Origin of the sequence: Rhizobium sp. LCM 4573, from assembly GCF_001854865.1 — a bacterium.
Taxonomy (GTDB): Bacteria; Pseudomonadota; Alphaproteobacteria; order Rhizobiales; family Rhizobiaceae; genus Neorhizobium.
The window spans coordinates 72,098-89,463 of sequence record NZ_MDDW01000013.1 but is presented as its reverse complement, the minus strand read 5'-3'; the positions used below and the strand labels follow the sequence as shown (position 1 = coordinate 89,463).

Annotated in this window: 17 protein-coding genes and 1 tRNA gene; 3 read left to right on the top strand and 15 right to left on the bottom strand. The window is 60.6% G+C overall.

The annotated features are described in order from the left end of the window. Nucleotides 1–31 precede the first annotated feature (31 nt). The 6 genes from LCM4573_RS16905 to LCM4573_RS16880 form a co-directional block, all read right to left on the bottom strand. The gene (locus LCM4573_RS16905; protein ID WP_071007553.1) at nt 32–745 is read right to left on the bottom strand and encodes an amino acid ABC transporter ATP-binding protein; all 714 of its coding nucleotides are present in this window, start codon (nt 743–745) and stop codon (nt 32–34) included. A gap of 105 nt (nt 746–850) precedes the next feature. After that, a complete protein-coding gene (locus LCM4573_RS16900) occupies nt 851–1,654 on the bottom strand; it encodes a transporter substrate-binding domain-containing protein (protein WP_071007552.1) in 804 nt (267 codons plus the stop codon). Nucleotides 1,655–1,704: 50 nt separating this feature from the next. Then, nucleotides 1,705–2,364, bottom strand: a complete 660-nt coding sequence (locus tag LCM4573_RS16895; protein ID WP_083347492.1) for an amino acid ABC transporter permease — start codon at nt 2,362–2,364, stop codon at nt 1,705–1,707. A 9-nt stretch (nt 2,365–2,373) separates the two neighbouring features. Beyond that, complete coding sequence (locus LCM4573_RS16890) at nt 2,374–3,042, bottom strand: amino acid ABC transporter permease (protein ID WP_071007551.1); 669 nt, start codon at nt 3,040–3,042, stop codon at nt 2,374–2,376. A 111-nt stretch (nt 3,043–3,153) separates the two neighbouring features. Then, nucleotides 3,154–4,188, bottom strand: a complete 1,035-nt coding sequence (locus LCM4573_RS16885; RefSeq protein ID WP_071007550.1) for a LacI family DNA-binding transcriptional regulator — start codon at nt 4,186–4,188, stop codon at nt 3,154–3,156. Nucleotides 4,189–4,300: 112 nt separating this feature from the next. After that, nucleotides 4,301–5,278 (bottom strand): AraC family transcriptional regulator, encoded by a 978-nt coding sequence (locus LCM4573_RS16880; RefSeq protein WP_071007639.1) that lies wholly within the window; start codon nt 5,276–5,278, stop codon nt 4,301–4,303. 109 nt (nt 5,279–5,387) lie between these two features. Here LCM4573_RS16880 and LCM4573_RS16875 point away from each other — a divergent pair, with 109 nt between their 5' ends. Next, nucleotides 5,388–6,590 carry an MFS transporter gene (locus tag LCM4573_RS16875; protein ID WP_407071745.1) on the top strand — a complete coding sequence of 401 codons (1,203 nt, stop codon included), beginning with the start codon at nt 5,388–5,390 and terminating at the stop codon, nt 6,588–6,590. Between the two features lie 46 nt (nt 6,591–6,636). Here the strand turns inward: LCM4573_RS16875 and LCM4573_RS16870 are convergent, their stop codons facing one another. From LCM4573_RS16870 to LCM4573_RS16840, 7 genes are all read right to left on the bottom strand, one after another. Continuing rightward, the gene (locus LCM4573_RS16870; protein WP_071007549.1) at nt 6,637–7,551 is read right to left on the bottom strand and encodes a TIM barrel protein; all 915 of its coding nucleotides are present in this window, start codon (nt 7,549–7,551) and stop codon (nt 6,637–6,639) included. A gap of 22 nt (nt 7,552–7,573) precedes the next feature. Next, a complete protein-coding gene (locus LCM4573_RS16865; RefSeq protein ID WP_071007548.1) occupies nt 7,574–8,656 on the bottom strand; it encodes an ABC transporter ATP-binding protein in 1,083 nt (360 codons plus the stop codon). A gap of 12 nt (nt 8,657–8,668) precedes the next feature. After that, nucleotides 8,669–9,586, bottom strand: a complete 918-nt coding sequence (locus LCM4573_RS16860) for an ABC transporter permease subunit (RefSeq protein WP_071007547.1) — start codon at nt 9,584–9,586, stop codon at nt 8,669–8,671. Nucleotides 9,587–9,595: 9 nt separating this feature from the next. Next, nucleotides 9,596–10,480, bottom strand: a complete 885-nt coding sequence (locus LCM4573_RS16855) for a carbohydrate ABC transporter permease (RefSeq protein ID WP_071007546.1) — start codon at nt 10,478–10,480, stop codon at nt 9,596–9,598. Nucleotides 10,481–10,553: 73 nt separating this feature from the next. After that, the gene (locus LCM4573_RS16850) at nt 10,554–11,894 is read right to left on the bottom strand and encodes an extracellular solute-binding protein (protein WP_071007545.1); all 1,341 of its coding nucleotides are present in this window, start codon (nt 11,892–11,894) and stop codon (nt 10,554–10,556) included. Between the two features lie 253 nt (nt 11,895–12,147). Beyond that, nucleotides 12,148–12,232: transfer RNA gene (locus LCM4573_RS16845), tRNA-Leu, on the bottom strand. Between the two features lie 102 nt (nt 12,233–12,334). Then, nucleotides 12,335–12,634: a SelT/SelW/SelH family protein gene (locus tag LCM4573_RS16840; protein WP_071007544.1), complete on the bottom strand. Its 300-nt coding sequence runs from the start codon at nt 12,632–12,634 to the stop codon at nt 12,335–12,337. 147 nt (nt 12,635–12,781) lie between these two features. Here LCM4573_RS16840 and LCM4573_RS16835 point away from each other — a divergent pair, with 147 nt between their 5' ends. Further along, a complete protein-coding gene (locus tag LCM4573_RS16835) occupies nt 12,782–13,231 on the top strand; it encodes a DoxX family protein (protein WP_071007543.1) in 450 nt (149 codons plus the stop codon). A 79-nt stretch (nt 13,232–13,310) separates the two neighbouring features. Here LCM4573_RS16835 and LCM4573_RS16830 read toward each other — a convergent pair whose 3' ends face one another. Continuing rightward, nucleotides 13,311–15,236, bottom strand: coding sequence for an FAD-binding monooxygenase (locus tag LCM4573_RS16830; RefSeq protein WP_071007542.1), 1,926 nt, complete (start codon nt 15,234–15,236; stop codon nt 13,311–13,313). 206 nt (nt 15,237–15,442) lie between these two features. On the opposite strand from LCM4573_RS16830, the gene LCM4573_RS16825 reads away from it, so the two are divergent. Next, entirely contained in the window at nt 15,443–15,925 is a 483-nt protein-coding gene (locus LCM4573_RS16825; RefSeq protein WP_083347491.1) for a MarR family winged helix-turn-helix transcriptional regulator, read from the top strand. Nucleotides 15,926–16,043: 118 nt separating this feature from the next. Here the strand turns inward: LCM4573_RS16825 and LCM4573_RS16820 are convergent, their stop codons facing one another. Beyond that, complete coding sequence (locus tag LCM4573_RS16820; RefSeq protein ID WP_071007540.1) at nt 16,044–17,087, bottom strand: class I SAM-dependent methyltransferase; 1,044 nt, start codon at nt 17,085–17,087, stop codon at nt 16,044–16,046. Nucleotides 17,088–17,366 lie beyond the last annotated feature (279 nt).

Below are 17,366 nucleotides of genomic sequence, written 5' to 3'. Positions count from 1 at the left end.
TTCCGTCTTGGCTGGGCTTGGCGGGCAAGGTTCAGGAAATCTGACCGAGGAAATTCTTCAGGCGCTCGTTCTTCGGATTGCCGAAGAAGTCATCCGGCGTTCCCATTTCGAGGATTTCGCCGCGGTCCATGAAGATCACGCGATCGGCGACCTGACGCGCGAAGCCCATTTCATGGGTGACGCAGAGCATGGTCATGCCTTCCTTTGCGAGGTCGATCATCGTGTCGAGCACTTCCTTGACCATTTCCGGGTCAAGCGCCGAGGTCGGCTCGTCGAAGAGCATGATCTTCGGGTTCATGCAGAGCGCCCGCGCGATGGCCACACGCTGCTGCTGGCCCCCGGAAAGCTGTGCGGGGTATTTTCCGGCCTGTTCGGGAATGCGAACCCGCTCGAGGTATTTGCGGGCGGTCTTTTCGGCCTCCGCCTTGGAGATGCCGCGCACCTTCATCGGTGCGAGCGTGCAGTTTTCCAGAACCGTCATATGCGGGAAGAGATTGAACTGCTGGAAGACCATGCCGGTCTCCTGGCGCACGATATCGATGTTCTTGCCGCCGGCAGTCAGGTCATGCCCATCAACCACGATGCGGCCCTTCTGGATCGTCTCAAGCTGGTTGATGCAGCGGATCAGCGTCGATTTGCCGGAACCGGAAGGTCCGCAGATGACGATACGCTCACCGCGGGTCACCGACAGCTCGATATCCTTGAGGGCATGGAAGGCGCCGTACCACTTGTTGACGCCTTCCATGCGCACGGCCAAAGTAGAAACAGTGTCGGAAGCTCCCCGCACGTCTGCTGCCGATGCGTTTGCGTTAACCTCAGTCATTGCGAGGAACTCCTTCGATCTGGTCTCTTACTGCTTTGCTTCGCTGACGAATTCCGGCAGCGGAGAGCCGAGCCATTTTTCGTGGATCTCGTTAAGCTCGCCATCGGCCTTCGCCTTTTCGATGAACTGGTTGACGGCGGTAAGCAGCTCGGTCGAACCCTTGCGGACTGCTATGCCCTGCACCTGCTGGCTGAGCTCGATTTTCTGATCGAAGCGACCGGGCGCTGCCGTCTCGATCTGGGTGGCGACGACGTTCGAGACGCCGATCAGCTCCACCTGGCCGGAAAGCAGGGCCTGGACGGCGCTCGCATCATCGTCGAAGCGCTGGATCCTGGCGTCCTGCGGAGCGATCTTGGTAACCGCGGTATCCTGCGTGGAGGCGCGTGCGACGCCGATCGTCTTGCCGGAGAGATCTTCGGGCTTGGAAACCGCGACGTCGGTCGCACCGAACACGCCGATCGAGATGCCGGCATAGGGTTCGGAGAAATCGACGTTCTTGGCGCGCTCCTCGGTGATGCCGAGCGAGGCGACGAGAAGGTCCACCTGGTTGCTCTGCAGGTAGGGAATGCGGTTCGGGCCGGTGACCGGCACGATCTGCAGTTCGACGCCGAGTTCCTTCGCGAGCAGCTTGGCGACATCCGCGTCATAGCCATCCGGCTCGTTGGAGGTGTTCATGATACCGAAGGGCGGAAAATCGACCATCATGCCGATCTTCACCGTGCCCGCGGACTTGATGCTTTCGACGGTCTGGGCCGCTGCCGTGGAGGCCATTGCGCCCACCATCATGCCGGCGCCGATCGCGGCGATAACCATGCGTCTGGAAATGTTCATGTTCCTACCCTTTCTGTTGCACCGGTTTCCTCCCTCCGGCAGGGATCCCGTCAACGCGTCGTTGCGCGGGAGAATTTCACTTCCATCCGGCGTGCCAGCACCGAAAGCGGCCAGCAGAGGATGAAATACACCGCCGCCACCGTTCCGAAGACGAGGAAGGGGCTGAAGGTCGCATTGTTGATGATCTGCCCCTGGCGGGTGAGTTCGGTAAAGCCGATGATCGCCGCAAGCGAGGTGCCCTTTATAAGCTGCACCAGGAAGCCGACCGTTGGCGCGACCGCGATACGGGAAGCCTGCGGCAGGATCACGTAGCGCATGCGGTTGAAGTAGCGCAGGCCCAGTGCGGTTGCCGCCTCCTTCTGGCCGGGCGGGATCGCCTCGATGCAGCCCCGCCAGATTTCGCCGAGAAAGGCGCTGGCATGCAGCGTCAGCGCGATCGTGGCGGCGATCCAGGGATTGATCGCGAAGCCGAAAATGTTCATGCCGAAGAACACGAGGAAAAGCTGCATCAAGAGCGGCGTGCCCTGAAAGATGCGAATGAAACCGGTGGCGATGAGGCGCGGATACTTCAGGTCCGAGACGCGCGCGAGCGCGATCACGAGACCTCCGATCCCGCCGCCGATGAAGGCGATCGCCGAGAGCGCGATCGTCCAGCGCGCCGCATAGACGATGATCCAGAATTCAGGCCATCCGAAAGCTCTGATAAGCATGTCTCTACCTCACCGGCTCAGCGGATACTTGAAGGCTCTTTTCTCGATCGCCGAGAAGAGAGCCGAGAAGCCAATGGACATCACGAGGTAGATCAGGGTTACGGTGATATAGACCTCGAAACTCGCGAAGGTGGCCGATTGCAGGTCGTTGCCGGCTGCCGCCAGATCGTCGGCGGATATGACCGAGACAACGCTGGTATTGAGCATCAGATAAATGAACTGGCTGGTGAGCGCCGGATAGACCGTGCGAAGCGCCGGCTTCATGATGATGTAGCGGAAGATCTGGACCTTGGAGAGGCCAAGCGCCGTGCCCGCCTCGACCTGGCCCTTCTGCACGGATTCGATACCGGCACGGATGATCTCGGTACCGTAGGCGCCGAAATTGACCACCAACGCGAAAAGAGCCGCGCTGTTGGGGGAAAGCCTCAAGCCCAGCGACGGCAGGCCGAAGAAGATGAAGAAGATCTGCACCAGAAACGGCGTATTGCGGATGATCTCGATATAGGCGTCGATCACCAGGCGCAGTGGTGTCGGGCCGGAGGTCTTGCCCCAGGCGCAGAAGATCGACACCACGAGCCCGATCAGCATCGCGCCGACCGAAAGCTGGATTGTCAGCCATGCGCCGAGCAGAAGCTGATTGAAGCCCGCGAGCACCGGCTCGAAGTTGAAATTGTACAACTGGGTCCTCCCCGATGAGTTCGGGAGAGACGACGCTCCTCTGCGTGTCTCTTAATTTAGATCGATCTAAAAACTTTCAGCGAAGCCGTCAACGGGCAATCCGCAATTATTTTATAGGGCGAACTTGGGCGCGGGCACGCAAGACTGGCGGATATGCAGTTTGGGCTGCTTCACAATCCTGCGAGGTGGACGCGCGGGTTCTTCCAGTCTTTCGATCAGAAGCTGGGCGGCATTTTTGCCGATTGCTACCGGTGCGGTGGACACCGATGTCAGTCGCGGACGCATGGTTTCCGCGTCCGTAACGTCGTCGAAGCCGATCAGCGAGAAATTCTCGCCGACCTTGAAGCCGAGGTCGTGAAGCCCGGCGGAAAGGCCGAGCGCGATCACGTCATTGAAGCAGATCACGGCTGTCGGCTTTTCGGCCTGTTCAAATAGAAGCTGCGCGGAACCAGGTATTTCGGCCGTTTGATAGGGAACGCGAACGATACTGCCGGCAGTGAGGCCGCGAGCGCGCATGGCATCGCGAAAACCCTCTATGCGTTCGTTGTAGGCCGAATGGATCGGCCCGTGGACCRCGAAGGCAATTTTCTCGTGTCCGAGGGAAGCGAGATAATCGACCGCTTGGTGCATGCCGCCCGCATAATCGACGCCCGCATAATCGACTTCCTCGGTGATATGGCGCAACGCCTGTACGAGTGGGAGGTCCCACTCCAGAAGCCGGGTCAGGAATTCGCGCTGCGTGCCGGCTGCCGGGCAAAGGATAACGCCGTCGACTCCGTGCTCGCGCATGCGGCGCATCACCATATCCTGCCGGTCGACGGCATCGCCGCTGTTAGCGAGGATGACCACCATGCCGGCGGCATCGATCACCGCCTCTATGCCGCCGAGCAATTCGGCGAAGAAGGGATTGGTGAGGTTCGGAACGATGACCCCGACGGTGTGGCTCCGCTCGGCCCTCAGCCTTGCGGCGCCCATGTTGTAGACATAGCCGAGTTCCCGCATCGCCTCCTCGACGCGGCTGCGCGTTTCGGCGCCCACGAGCGGGCTCTTGCGGATGACGAGCGAGGCCGTCGCCCGCGAGACGTTCGCTCGTCGGGCCACGTCGAGGAGCGTCACGCGGCTTTTCTTTCGGTCTTCGGAGGGCATGTCCGTCACTTGTCGAAGGCAGGGCGACCGCCCGGAAATCAACCGGGCGATTCTTCCCTATATTCGTGCCTGACCACAGTGCGGATCAAGTGGGCTTCTTTGGATGATGGCGCTACTCGGCCRCGATCGATGACGGTAGCCCGGGCGGGATGCGCAGATCCATCCCGCCCGGCGGGTGGTTCTTTTCCCGGAATTGGCTCGGCGGTGYCCCGACCACGCGTTTGAAGGCACGGCTGAACGAGGCCTCGGAATCATAGCCCAGCCGCTCGGCGACCACGGCAACACGCTGACCTTCCCGAAGCCACAGGCGGGCCTGGTGCATGCGCATGCTGGCTACATATCGGGCAGGCGTTTCTCCCACCACCTCGGCAAACCGCTGGGCGAAACCGGAACGGGATGCGCCCATCAGTCGGGCCATTTCCTCCACGGTCCAGTCATGCGCGGGATCGAGATGGATGGCCGCCAGCACGCGTCCGACCTCCGGATTGCGCACAGCCGCGARCCAGCCGGTGGAATCGCCGCAGCCATGCTCGACCCAGGTGCGGATGAGGGTTGCCGTCAGGACGTCCGCCAATCGGGCCAGGATGCCGCCGGCGCCCACACGGTTCATTTCCACCTCGCGCGCCATGGCATCCAGCAGAGCTGGTATTGCAGGTTCGCTGGCCGCAAGATCGTCGGTACGCATGACATCGGGCATGAGCTGCAGCAATGGATGCAGCCGGTCGACATTGAATTTCATCAGCGCGAAGAACAACAGGTTCCGTCCGCCGGGGCGCGGGCATTCGAGATCGAAGATGCCTTCGCACACCTGTTTGCGGGCGATGTCGTCAACCCGTCTCGGGGGGATGCCCGGTTCACTCGCCAGAACATGCGCATCGCCGCGCGGAAGAAGTACCGCGTCTCCAGCGTTGAGCTTCATCCATTCGCCGGAAGGAGTCTGCAGCCAGCATTTGCCAATGGCGATGAAATGGAATCGCGCCGCCTCCTGCGCCGGAAACGCCGTCGCCCATGGCTCGCAGGGCTGGCAACGGCCGTATTCGACGCCGTCGAGCCGCAGCCCTCGTAGCATTTCGCTGAGGGGGTCGGTTATTGTGCTTCGCAGCATTTTGGACGAATTGTCAAGCATTCTGGATTTCCTAGCATAGAAACTCCAGCCTGTCACGCGTAGTTTCCGCCTCCAATTTCTAGGAGACGAAAGCATGATGGACTCCCTACCAAGTGATTCCGATAGTTATGATGACGGTCGCCGCGATGCGGCCTGGGCTGCGGTGGTCTCCCTCTCGCTCGGCGTTTTCGGTCTGGTGACCGCGGAATTCCTGCCGGTCAGCCTTTTGACGCCGATGTCGCAGGATCTCGGCGTCAGCGTCGGCGCTGCCGGCCAGTCCGTGACCATGACAGCCGTCGTGGGCGCGATCGCCGGGCCGGGCGTGGTGATCGGCATGCGCAAAATCAATCGGCGTTGGACGCTGCTTGGCCTCACCTCGCTGCTGATCATTTCCAGCTTACTTGCGGCTTTCGCTAACGGTCTGACGATGCTGCTTCTTTCCCGCGTGCTTCTCGGCATCGGTCTCGGCGGCTTCTGGGCGATGTCGGCGGCCCTTGCCATGCGTCTTGTGCCAGGGAGGCTGATGCCAAGGGCCATGGCGATCATCCTGACCGGCGTGTCGGTTGCCACCGTCACCGCTGCACCTGTCGGCGCATGGATCGGCGCGACGCTCGGGTGGCGTGCCGCCTTCCTCATCGCAGCCGGCGTGGGCGCGTTCACGCTCCTGGTTCAGGCGCTGACCGTGCCGTCCCTGCCGCCGGCCGGAGCTCCAAGCATCAATACGCTCTTCGCGCTCCTGCGCCGCCCGCGGGTCAGACTCGGGCTTGCCACGACACTACTGGTCGTCGCCGGCCACTTCGCCGGCTTCACCTATGTTCGGCCGTTCCTCGAGCAAATTCCGCGGTTCGGCGTCGAGGCGATCTCGCTCACGCTGCTCGCCTACGGCATTGGCGGCTTCTTCGGCAATCTCTTCGGCGGGTTCCTGGCCGAGCGCAACACCAGCCTTGCCGTGAGCATCGCGGCGGCCGGAATTGCGGTCACCGCCTTCATCCTTGTCGCGGTTGGAATTTCGCCGATTGCGACCGTGCTGGCGGTGACCGCCTGGGGCTTTGCCTTCGGCGCTCTGCCGGTGAGCGTTCAGAGCTTCACCACCCGCGCGGCTTCCGACGAGGCCGAAAGCGCGGGCGCGCTGCTTCTGACGACCTTCCAGGTCGCGATTTCCAGCGGCGCGGTGTTCGGCGGGCTTCTGGTGGAATCGCAGGGGCCGCTCGGTGTCTTCGCCTTCGCCGGCATCGCCTCGCTTCTCGGCGCATCGCTGATGACCTTCAGTGGCCGTGCGCGCTTGCAGCAGGCGTGATGGCAGCCGGCCGGATCTGGGAGCAGGTCCGGCCGGTTTTTTATCTTTACTCGGCGGCGAGCGTCTGACGGCCGCTATTGATGTCGATGAGACGCCGTGCGCGCTCGAGGCTTGCCGGCTGCTCGTTGCGATGGCGCAAACCGATCTCCATCATCAAGACCGTATCCGGCAGGAAGGTGAGTTCGGAGAAGATCTCTTCCCAAGCGATATCGCCCCAGCCGAGCGGCATGTGGAGGTCGCCGAGCCCCATGGCAGTCAGTTCCTGCGGATGGAAGCCCTTGTAGAAGCCCTGCGGGCGGCCGAAGGAATCGTGCACGTGCAGATGGCCGGTGACAGGCGCCATGGCGCGAAGCTCTTCCCGGAAATCCAGGCCTCGATAGGTGGATTCGATATAGGCGTGGCTGAAATCGATGAGTGCCACAAGGTTGGAGTGATTGACCGCCTTGACGGTCTCGGCGACTTGAGCCGGCGTCTGGCGATACTGGCCGGGTTCGGTGGTGAAGATGTTCTCGAGCGCGACACGTACGCCGTAGCGCTTGGCGAAATCGGCGACTTCCACCAGCGCCTCGCGCTCGCGCTCGTCTGCCCCCGCACGTTCGGCGATCTGGTCGGCCCTGAGGCAGCCGCCGTGCTGCACGATTACACGGGCGTCGATGCGGTCGCAGACCTCGATCAGGGCCTTGGCGGCAGCGATCTGGTATGGCTGCGTGACCGGATCCATGAAATTCGAAGAGACGAGCCCGTGCACCGTGTAGCGGAAGGGAAACTGCTTCACGAGTTCCGCGAGCCGGTCTGCCCGTTCGGCGATGATGCGGCCGCCACTGATGAGGTCGATGCTCGTCAAGCCGAGCTCGACCGTCTCCACGCCCATGTCGGCGAGGCGGCGCAGGTCTTCGGCAAGGCTGTCGAGTTCGCCGTCGACGGAACCGGAGTTGAAGCCGGTGGAAATGAGATTGCCCATGATGTTCTCCGATCGTGTTTGCTTAAGCCGGGTGAATGTCGATCCGCTTCCCGTCTTCCACGGAGAAGGCATGCAGCGCATCTTCGAAGGTGAAGTGAACGGGGGTGCCGGATGAAAGTTCTTCAGTGTCGGTATCGAGAGCGACGAGGCGGTTGCCGCTGACTTCCGCATGAATAAGGCGCGAACCGCCGAGCTCCTCCACGTAATCCACAACGCCCGGAATAGCGCCGGCCTGCGGACCGATTGCCCGCTTGATGGATTCGGGACGAATGCCGAGAACGATCTTGCGTCCCGGCACCCGCTGACCGTTGAGCGAACTGACCGCGATCCTGCCGCCCTGGCCGTGCACGAAATGACCTTCGGCGTCGAATTCGCCTTCCAGAAGGTTCATCGCCGGCGAACCTATGAAGTCGGCGACGAAGCGGCTGACGGGGCGGTTGTAGATTTCCGACGGTTTACCAACCTGCTCCACATGCCCGCCATTCATGATCACGAGCCGGTCGGCCAGCGTCATTGCCTCCGTCTGGTCGTGGGTGACGAAGATCGATGTGACGCCAAGCTGGCGGTGCAGCCGCCGCACTTCGCCGCGCATCGCTACCCTAAGCTTGGCATCGAGATTGGAGAACGGTTCGTCGAAGAGGAACACTTTCGGTTCGCGAACCATGGCGCGGGCCATGGCGACGCGCTGCCGCTGACCGCCGGRAAGCTCACCCGGCCGGCGGCTGAGGAGGTTCTCCAATCCCACCGATTTCGCGACTTTCATGACGCGCTCTTCACGCTGGGGTTTCGGCATGCCGGCGACCTTCAGCGCATAGCCGATGTTGCCGGCGACCGTCATGTGCGGATAGAGCGCATAGTTCTGGAACACCATGGCACAGCCCCGTTCGCGCGGCTCCAGTTGATTGACCACGCGGTCTTCGATGGCGATCTCGCCGGCGGTGATCTCCTCCAGGCCCGCGATCATCCGCAACAGGGTCGACTTGCCGCAGCCGGAAGGGCCGAGGATGACGATGAACTCGCCGGCCTCGATTTCGAGGTCGACGCCGTGAATGATGTCGAGCTTGCCGTATCGCTTCTTGACGTTTCTGATGCTGATGGCTGTCATGGGTTCATCCGATCACTTGTCTTTGGTGATGAGGCCGCGCACGAACCAGCGCTGCATGAATGCGACGACCAGGAGAGGGGGAAGCATCACGAGCAGTGCCCCGGCCATGGTTACATTCCAGTCGGGCGTGCCGTTCTGGGCGGGAATGAGCGCCTTCAACTCCATCACCACCGTGCCGTAATTCGGCCGGTCGGTGGTGACCAGCAGCGGCCAGAGATACTGGTTCCACGACGAGACGAACATGATGGTGGCGAGCGCCAGCATGTTCGTGCGTGAAAGCGGGATGAGCACTTCGAAGAAGAAGCGCATCGGGCCGGAACCGTCCATCTTCGATGCCTCCACCAGTTCGTCGGGAATAGTCATGAAGAATTGCCGGTAAAGGAAGGTTCCGGTCGCGGTGGCGATCAGCGGCAGGATGAGGCCCGTGTAGGAGTTGAGCAGGTTCCAGTTCAGCTCGATGCGGATGCCTGCGATCGCCTCGATGAGCGAGGTGATGCCGGTCGCATCAAGTAACGTTTGGAACGGCAGGAGCGCGTTGGCCGCGATCGAATAGGTCGGCACGATGCGGACTTCCAGCGGCAGCATGAGCGTCAGGAAGATCAGCCAGAAGCAGAGCATCCGGGCGCGATAGTTGAAGAACACGATCGAGAAGGCTGAGAGGGCGGCGATGGTGATCTTGCCGATGGTCACGCCCGCTGCGACGATCAGCGTGTTGACGAGCTTCGGGCCGAGATCGGCGCGGCTCCAGGCGGCAGACAGATTTTCCATAAGATGGGAGCTTGGCCACAGCGTGAGCGGCACCCGCGCCACTTCGGGCAGCGATAGCGATGCGGCAACCAGCACGATCCAGAACGGAGTGATGATGATCACCAGGCCCAGCACCATGACGGCGTAGGTAACGAAGTCGAAAAGGGAGGAACGCTCGATCATGAATGAAACTCACGTGTAATGGATGCGGCGCTCGACCCATTTGAACTGCACGAAGGTCAGCGTGATCACGATCAGCATCAGAACGATCGATTGGGCGGCGGCGCCGGAATAATCGAGGCTTTTGAAGCCGTCGTAGTAGATCTTGTAGACCATGACCTCCGTGCTGCCGATCGGCCCGCCTTCCGTCATCGTGTCGATCAGTCCGAAGCTGTCGGTGAAGGTGGAGATGATGTTCATGATCAGCAGGAAGAAGGTGGTGGGTGCGATCAGCGGAAGCTGCAGGTCGAGCATGCGGCGGGCGGGCCGGGCGCCGTCCATGGCGCCGGCTTCGGCGATCGATCGCGGTATCATCTGCAGCGCGGCGAGAAAGAAGACGAAATTGTAGCCGATGCTGAGCCAGGCATGGGAAATGATCACCATGATCAGCGCATGCAGGCCATTGGTGGCGGGATCCCATATGCCCGGCCAGATCCGGTTCAGCGAGCCGATCATGCCCGCTTGCGGCGAGAAGATGAAGCGGAACGCAACGCCGACTACCGGCGCGGCTAGCGCATAGGGCCAGATGAAGACGGACTGGAAGAGCTTGGTGCCCTTGAGTCCGCGATCGACGAAAAGCGCCAGCACGAGAGCGATTCCCATCGAGATGGCGGTAGCCGATATCGCATAAACCGCGCTTCGGCCCACCGTCGACCAGTAGCGCCCATCGCCGAAGACGCCCATGAAATTGTCGAAGCCGACCCATTCATTGCCGCCGCCCCAGGCTTGCTCCAGGGTAAATGCCCAGTAGAGGGCCTGCGAAGTGGGCCAATAAAAGAAGACCAGGACCAGAATAAGCTGCGGGGCTATCAGCAGCCACGGCAGGATCCGGTTGCGATAATGGGCGCGTCGTTCCATCGATAATCAATCCGCAATGACGTGAAGCACGAGAGCGGGCGGAACCATAAGGTCCGCCCGCTCCGTAATCGCATCAGTTGAGGCTCGCGCCCTTGTAGGTCTTTTCGAAGCGCCGGAGGATTTCGTTGCTCCGCGCGGCCGCATCGTCGAGCGCCTGCTGTACCGGCTTGTCGTTGAAGAGCACCGCCTGCATCGCGTCGCCGAGTTCCTTGCGGATGGCGTTGAAATTGCCGAGCCGCACGCCGCGGGTATATTCGGTTGGCGGGGTGGCCGTCAGGCTTTCAATGGCCAGTTCGCGGCCCTTATAGGGAGCGTTGTCGTAGAAGCCCTTGGCCTTCATGGCCTGGAAGCCGGTATTGGTGACGGGGATGTAGCCCGTGACCGTCGACCACCATTCTGCCTGGTCCGGCTGGGCGAGGAAGTTGAAGAATGCCGCAACGCCCTTGTACTCTTCCTCGGACTTGCCCTTCAGCGTCCAGAGAGAAGCGCCGCCGACCAGCGAATTGGTGCGGGTGAAACCGTCGAGCATCGGCAGCATGGCGACTTCCCAATGCATGCCCTTGAYGGCCTGCTTGCCGAAGGTGCCGTGGTCGGCGATGGATGAGCTGGTGATCTGGCACTTGCCGTTGACGAAAGCATCGTTGGCGGTTTCGCCGACTGCCTTGCTCTTGTTTACGAAGAGACCCTCGTCATACATCTTCTTGATCCAGGTCAGCTGGTCAACGAACTTGGTCTTGTTGAAGGTCACTTCGGCATCGAGGCCTTCATAGCCGTTGCCCTTGGTGGCGATTGGCTGGTTATGAATGGCGGAAAACTGCTCGAACCACTGCCACACACCGGTCGGATCGAAGGCGACCGGGCAATCATAGCCCTTCGCCTTCATGTCGCGCGCGACCTTCTCTACTTCGCTCCAGGTCTTCGGCAGACCCTCGAAGCCGACGGCCTTCAGCGCGTCCGTGTTATAATAGATCATCGCCGTGGAAGAATTGAACGGCATGGAGAGCAGTTCGCCCTTCGGCGAGGAATAGTAGGACGCGATGCCGGAGAAATAGTTGTTCCAGTCGATCTGGTAGCCATTCTTTTCCATCAGCTCGCGAACCGGCATGTACGCACCGGACAGCATCAGATCGAGCGTGCCGCCGTCGGAGATCTGCGTGACGGCCGGCTGCTTCCTGGCGCGGAAGGCGGCGATCGTATTCTGCAGATTGTTCTCGTAGGTTTCCTGGCTGACGCAGACGATCTCGTAATCCTGTTGCGAGGCGTTGAAGGCCTTGCACATGTCCTGGATTCGTTCGCTGAGATCGCCGCTGAGGCCATACCAGAATTCGAACTTCACAGGCRCGGCAAGGCTCGATGTCGCAGYCAGGGCAAGCGTGCCGGCGGTAAGGGTGGAAAGCAACCAGTTGCGTTTCATCGCATGTCTCCAGATTGGGTGCGGGCGACCGTTTGATCGGCGCAGGTACTAGGCCCAATCGATGACAGGGACGTGTAGTGAGCGTGAATATCTAATGACGCGAACGCCCAGGCATGGGCAAAAGATCAGAGTCCGCCGAAACGTCCATCGGCGCTCTTGGGCCGCTGAAGGTCCGCAACCTTCGGCCAAGTCAAGTCGAAAACTCGAATTTTGGGAGAGAAATTGCTTGATCCTGGTAGTGATCAAACTGGAATGGTGCCCAGAAGAGGACTCGAACCTCCACGCCTCGCGGCACAGGTACCTGAAACCTGCGCGTCTACCAATTCCGCCATCTGGGCGACGGAGAGGCATGTAAGGGGGCTAAACTTCCCTGTCAACCGACTTTTTGAAGTTTCTGTGTCAGGGATGAAAAAAGCCTCTCCGGTCCTTCCGGTGTCGCCTCAGTTCTCGTCTTTTTCAGCCGATTTTCGATCGAGATGGCCGAGATCGCGCTCGGGATCGATCACGTCGCGCACCCGTTGCTTCAACTCCTTCGGTCCGGGAAAGCCGCCGTCGCGCTTGCGCTCCCAGATGAGTTCCCCATCGAGCCTGATCTCGAAATTGCCGCCGGTGCCCGGAATGAGCGCCACCTCGCCGAGACTGTCGGAAAAGGTCTGCAGCAGTTCCTGCGCCATCCAGCCGGCGCGCAGCAGCCAGTTGCACTGGGTGCAGTAGAGAATGGTAATGCGCGGTTTTTCCATGGGAATCGTCTTTCCTCTACCCCGGTATTCGTCTCACGAAAATGTCACACCGCAAAGTCAAGTTTTGAACCGTGCGATCTCGACAGTTTGCGTTCTTGCGTCATTGTGCACCGCGACAACATATCTCTGCAAATCAAAGAGGCTCTCATGGCATTTGAAAACAGCTCCCGTTCCCGTTTTATCGTACCGGCCCTGGCGCCGGTCTACAGCTCCACCCAGGAAATCGTTGAGACCATCCTGCGCGTGGCCGCCGGCGTATTGCTCGTTACCCATGGTTTCGGCAAGATCATGAACCCCTTCGGTGCTGTGGGGATGGTCGAGGGGCTGGGCTTCTACCCGGGTGTCTTCTGGTCGCCGCTGCTGGCGGCGACCGAATTCTTCGGCGGCATTCTGGTTGCGATCGGCCTTTTCACTCGGCCTGCTTCCTTTGCGGCGATGATCGTGCTGCTGGTGACGGTCTATTTCCACGGTGTGGTGCGGGGAGAAGGCCTCGGCGGTGCGGAAAAATCCATCCTCTGGGCGGCGATCTTCCTGTTCTTCGCCGTGCGCGGCGGCAACAGCCATTCGGTGGATGCCAAGCTCAGCCGCACGTTCTGATGTTCCGAAAGGGCTGGGCACGCGCTCAGCCCTTTCATGCGTAAGGTGGCCGTGCATCCGCTCACCTTTGCTTCGGGCTTTAGCCCTGTCGCAGCATGAAGCCATCGAAAAATGCGGTAAGTTCTCCAAAACCGTTAAGTGGAAGAACATGCGCGACATACTGGTCCGGCCGCACGATGGCCATGCAGCCCTGCTGGCGGTCTATACCGCGCATGTCGAAAATGTTGCCTCCCTTGATGTCGGGGCAAAACATCTTCTCGTAGTCGACAAGTCCGTGACGGCCTTTCCGAGGCAATAGGAAAGCGGGCATGTTCTCCACAGCAAGCTCTCGGTGCCCTTGCTGGAAAACGGCACGCACATCAATCACCGAGTCTCCGTCCGCACCCGCCGGAGTGTATCTTCTGACGGGAGATTCCGCGGATTCGGCAAGGAATTCGCAAAGTGCCCGAATGCCGGAAGCGGGCGCGGTGGGATACTCCGCACCCGCAAAGGCAAAGATGCGCCATCGGCCGTCCGCCTTGATCGTGTGACCGAGCTGAACCGGCTTGGCGTCTGCCAGCCGGATGACGGGCGCGGAATGAAACCGCATGCCGATCGTAAACCCGGTGGCGAGTTGCTGGTGGGCCGATTCGGCGATGATGACCGAGTTACGGTAACGGGTTGCCGTTCCGGCCGTATAGCGCCCGTGCCGGACGAAATAGTTTTGTGTTTCGGCAGCATCGGCTTCCCTGTCTTTCGAGGAAGCACTGAGGATCGCCGCCCATTCGCGATCGAAGTCGATCAACTCTCCGGCGATCGCCTGACGCTCCGCGGAATAGGTATGCAGCAGGGATGGCGCGCATCGGTTTCGAAGGACCGAGGCCAGCTTCCAGCCGAGATTGAAACTGTCCTGCATGGAAACGTTCATGCCCTGGCCGGCTTTCGGGCTATGCGTATGGCAGGCATCGCCGGCGATGAACACGCGAGGCAGGCGTTCTCCGGTTTCCTCTTCCGGCACGTCGTCGAACTTGTCGCAGAGGCGCTGGCCGATCTCGTAGACCGACCACCAGGCGATCTCCTTCACCTCCAGCGTATAGGGTTTGAGAATCCGCTGGGCGGCCGCAATCAGGTAGTCGGAGTTTATGTTGCGGTTGGAGACCCTCTCACCCTGATCGAGCTTGTCGAGTTCGACATAGATGCGGACGAGATAGCCGCCCTCGCGCGGGATGAGCACGATGCTGCCTTCGCCTGCAGACTGTATCAAGGACTTGAGGCGGATATCGGGGAAATCGGTGACGGCGAGCACATCCATGACACCCCAGGCATGGTTGGCGGAATCGCCATGGAGGATGCGGCCAATGGACTTGCGCACCGTGCTGCGCGCGCCATCGCAGCCGACCACGTATCGGGCCTTCACCGTTTCGATCTCGCCTTCGTGCGATGGGTCCAGGCGCTCGAGCCGGACTGTTACCGGGTAGGAAGCCGGATCCGACGATGCCGCCGGATCTATCTCGATGTCGAGCAGGCGCCGCGCATAATGGGGTTCGAGTTTTGTGGGCGACTTGCGCATGACATCCAGAAAAAAATCGTGGACCCGCGCCTGATTCAATATGACATGCGGGAATTCGGAAAGCCCGTCTTCGGTGTCCTGGATCCTGCCGCTGCGGATGATCTTGTCGCGCTGCCTCTCGTCCGGCTTCCAGAAGGTCGTCTCGTTGACCCAATAGGCCTCCTTCAGCACGCGCTCGGCAAATCCGAAGGCCTCGAACATTTCCATCGTGCGGCAGGCGACGCCATCGGCCTGGCCGCGAAGCAGGCGCTCGGATTTCTGGTCGACGATGCAGGTCTTGATTTCGGGAAACGCGGATAGTTGCGCGGCGAGCGTCAGGCCTGCCGGCCCGCAGCCGACAATCAGTATATCGATTTCTTTGGGAAGCGGGCCTTCGGTCCCGGATTTGCCATATCGCTCCGCCGAATCGAAGATTTCGGGATCTCCGGGCTCATATCCATCGAGATGGAACTGCATGATTATCTCCTCCGCTTATGCCGAAGGCTTAGGGCGGACGGTTACGACCGCTCCCGGCTTTCATGATTTCCGGACGCCGTATCGACGGCCCGACCTCCGGTAACCTAGGTAGCGCCCCGCTGGCGGGCGCATGATGCCGGCGCCTGTTATTGATCAGTATGCTGATTATCAGTATACTGTCAAGAAATGTGGTGTGGGAGAACAGCGTGAGAGACAACAACGACATGCCGGGCCACCTGGCCCGACGGTTCCAGCAGATCGCGGTGGCGGTCTTCCATGCGGAGGTCGAAGCAGCCGGTTATGATCTCACGCCAGTGCAATATGCCGCGCTTTCGGCTATCGGCATGAACCAGGGGATAGATCAGATAACCCTTGCGGGGTTGATCGCCTATGACCGCACGACCATCACAGGCGTGGTGGATAGGCTGGTGCAGAAGGGCCTGCTGGTGCGCAACCCGAGCAGTCGGGACCGGCGGGCACGCGAACTTCGGATCACTGAGGAGGGGATGCGGGCCCTTCAGGGGATCACGCCGGCCGTGGAGGCGGCCCAGCGGGTCATGCTGCGAGGTCTGACGAAGGAGGAGGTGGAAGAGTTCATGCGGCTGCTGCGCAAGGCCATCGCCGCCGGCAACGAGCTGAGCCGCGCCCCGCTTAAGCAGATTTCGGCGGAAGGGACAAAAGGCAGCTAGCCGCCGGCGGCAAGATGCGATCCGGAATTGAAACGACCGGGAGGCCGCAACCTATCCCCTGAGGTTTTGGTTGCGGCCTCCCCTGGTTCACGGGCTGACGAGTGGTGTCGTCAGTCGCTTAGGCTCGTTTGCGCAGGGCTGCGTAGACGATGTATTTGTGCTTCCCGAAGAATATTTTGGATTCGAAATCCTGCCCGTCCGTACTGGCATGGATGATCTTCCACATATCCGCCTCCGAGCGGAGGAGGAGGGGCCAGTTCATGAAGGTTTCCATATAGCCGTCGACGGCGATGGGATTGGCGAAGTTGGCGAACAGAAAGACGCCGTTGGGCTTCAGCATTTCCAGGCAGCGCTGCGTCAGTTTGATGGCGACCTTGTCGATCAGATAGTCATAGAGCCCTGAAGCGTAGACGAGGTCGAACTGGCCGGGTTTCTGGCGGCCCGCCAGAAGCGAACGCACCGAGCCGTCGATAGTCTCGACGGCAGTTCCCTGGAAATTGCGGGCGATCGTCCCGACACTAAGCGGATCCTGGTCGAGGGCGACCCAGCGCTTGAGCGCCTTTTCCCGCAATGCGACGGATTGGGCAGCCTCGCGCAGGTGCCCCGCCGCGATGCTTAGAACCTCTGTTTCCGGTCCGTTTGCTGCGGCCACCTCGTCCACATGTCGCGCCAATATGTCTTTCCGGTCCCGGGCGGCGACCGAAGAGGGAGCGACGCTCGTGTATTCGTAAAGAGCCTTGCCGAGTGTGGAAGCCTTGGCCACCTGATCGGCGACGCTTTCATGCTGGTAGATGAGGTCCATCAATGTCGCGTCGCCGGAATATCCTCTCGGTTTTTCGAATGACCAGCGGGTCAGCGGGTCTTCCAGGAAGAACGACGAGACCGGATGGTTCTGCACGAAGGGAACAAGTTCCTGCCAGACGCGGGGATGGAACTTGTTGCGGATTTCATGAAGGGAAAAAGTGACGCGGTCGATGATCTTGACCGGGTCTTCGCCATGTTTGAACTGCTGGTCTGCCAACTCGAGCAGGAGCGCGAGCTCCCCTTTTCCGATGGCTAGATGATCTTCGAAAAATTCGCCCTTCGCGGCCCCCAGCTCGCTTGCGATCGCCGAAGGCGTGATGAGGCTATGGCCGTCGAATTCTACTTTCAATTGAGTCATGTGAAATACCCCGAGTTTCAATTGATGCTCAAATGATTAGGGCACGCTCGCGTTTTCCGTGCGCACAGCCCATAAACTAAATCATATTGCTTAAACCTTTTATTAACCATCGATTTCCTTAAACAGGATTAACGGTGAGCTTTCCGATTGAAATTTATCAAGATTTAACAGCCCTCCCCCTTACTTTCGCCGGGTAGTCCGGCCCGTCGCTTGGCTGATCCGAGGAGGGTCATCGACATGCGGGCGCGTAACAGGATTCCCAAGGCGGGGCAGGTCTGC

Excerpts from the sequence above, each read along its gene's own strand:
- LCM4573_RS16855 (WP_071007546.1), bottom strand. The coding sequence starts at position 10,480 with ATGGAACGACGCGCCCATTATCGCAACCGGATCCTGCCGTGGCTGCTG.
- LCM4573_RS16820 (WP_071007540.1), bottom strand. The coding sequence starts at position 17,087 with ATGACTCAATTGAAAGTAGAATTCGACGGCCATAGCCTCATCACGCCT.
- LCM4573_RS16840 (WP_071007544.1), bottom strand. The coding sequence starts at position 12,634 with ATGGAAAAACCGCGCATTACCATTCTCTACTGCACCCAGTGCAACTGG.
- LCM4573_RS16830 (WP_071007542.1), bottom strand. The coding sequence starts at position 15,236 with ATGCAGTTCCATCTCGATGGATATGAGCCCGGAGATCCCGAAATCTTC.
- LCM4573_RS16870 (WP_071007549.1), bottom strand. The coding sequence starts at position 7,551 with ATGGGCAATCTCATTTCCACCGGCTTCAACTCCGGTTCCGTCGACGGC.
- LCM4573_RS16860 (WP_071007547.1), bottom strand. The coding sequence starts at position 9,586 with ATGATCGAGCGTTCCTCCCTTTTCGACTTCGTTACCTACGCCGTCATG.
- LCM4573_RS16895 (WP_083347492.1), bottom strand. The coding sequence starts at position 2,364 with ATGCTTATCAGAGCTTTCGGATGGCCTGAATTCTGGATCATCGTCTAT.
- LCM4573_RS16900 (WP_071007552.1), bottom strand. The coding sequence starts at position 1,654 with ATGAACATTTCCAGACGCATGGTTATCGCCGCGATCGGCGCCGGCATG.
- LCM4573_RS16905 (WP_071007553.1), bottom strand. The coding sequence starts at position 745 with ATGGAAGGCGTCAACAAGTGGTACGGCGCCTTCCATGCCCTCAAGGAT.
- LCM4573_RS16835 (WP_071007543.1), top strand. The coding sequence starts at position 12,782 with ATGGCATTTGAAAACAGCTCCCGTTCCCGTTTTATCGTACCGGCCCTG.
- LCM4573_RS16875 (WP_407071745.1), top strand. The coding sequence starts at position 5,388 with ATGATGGACTCCCTACCAAGTGATTCCGATAGTTATGATGACGGTCGC.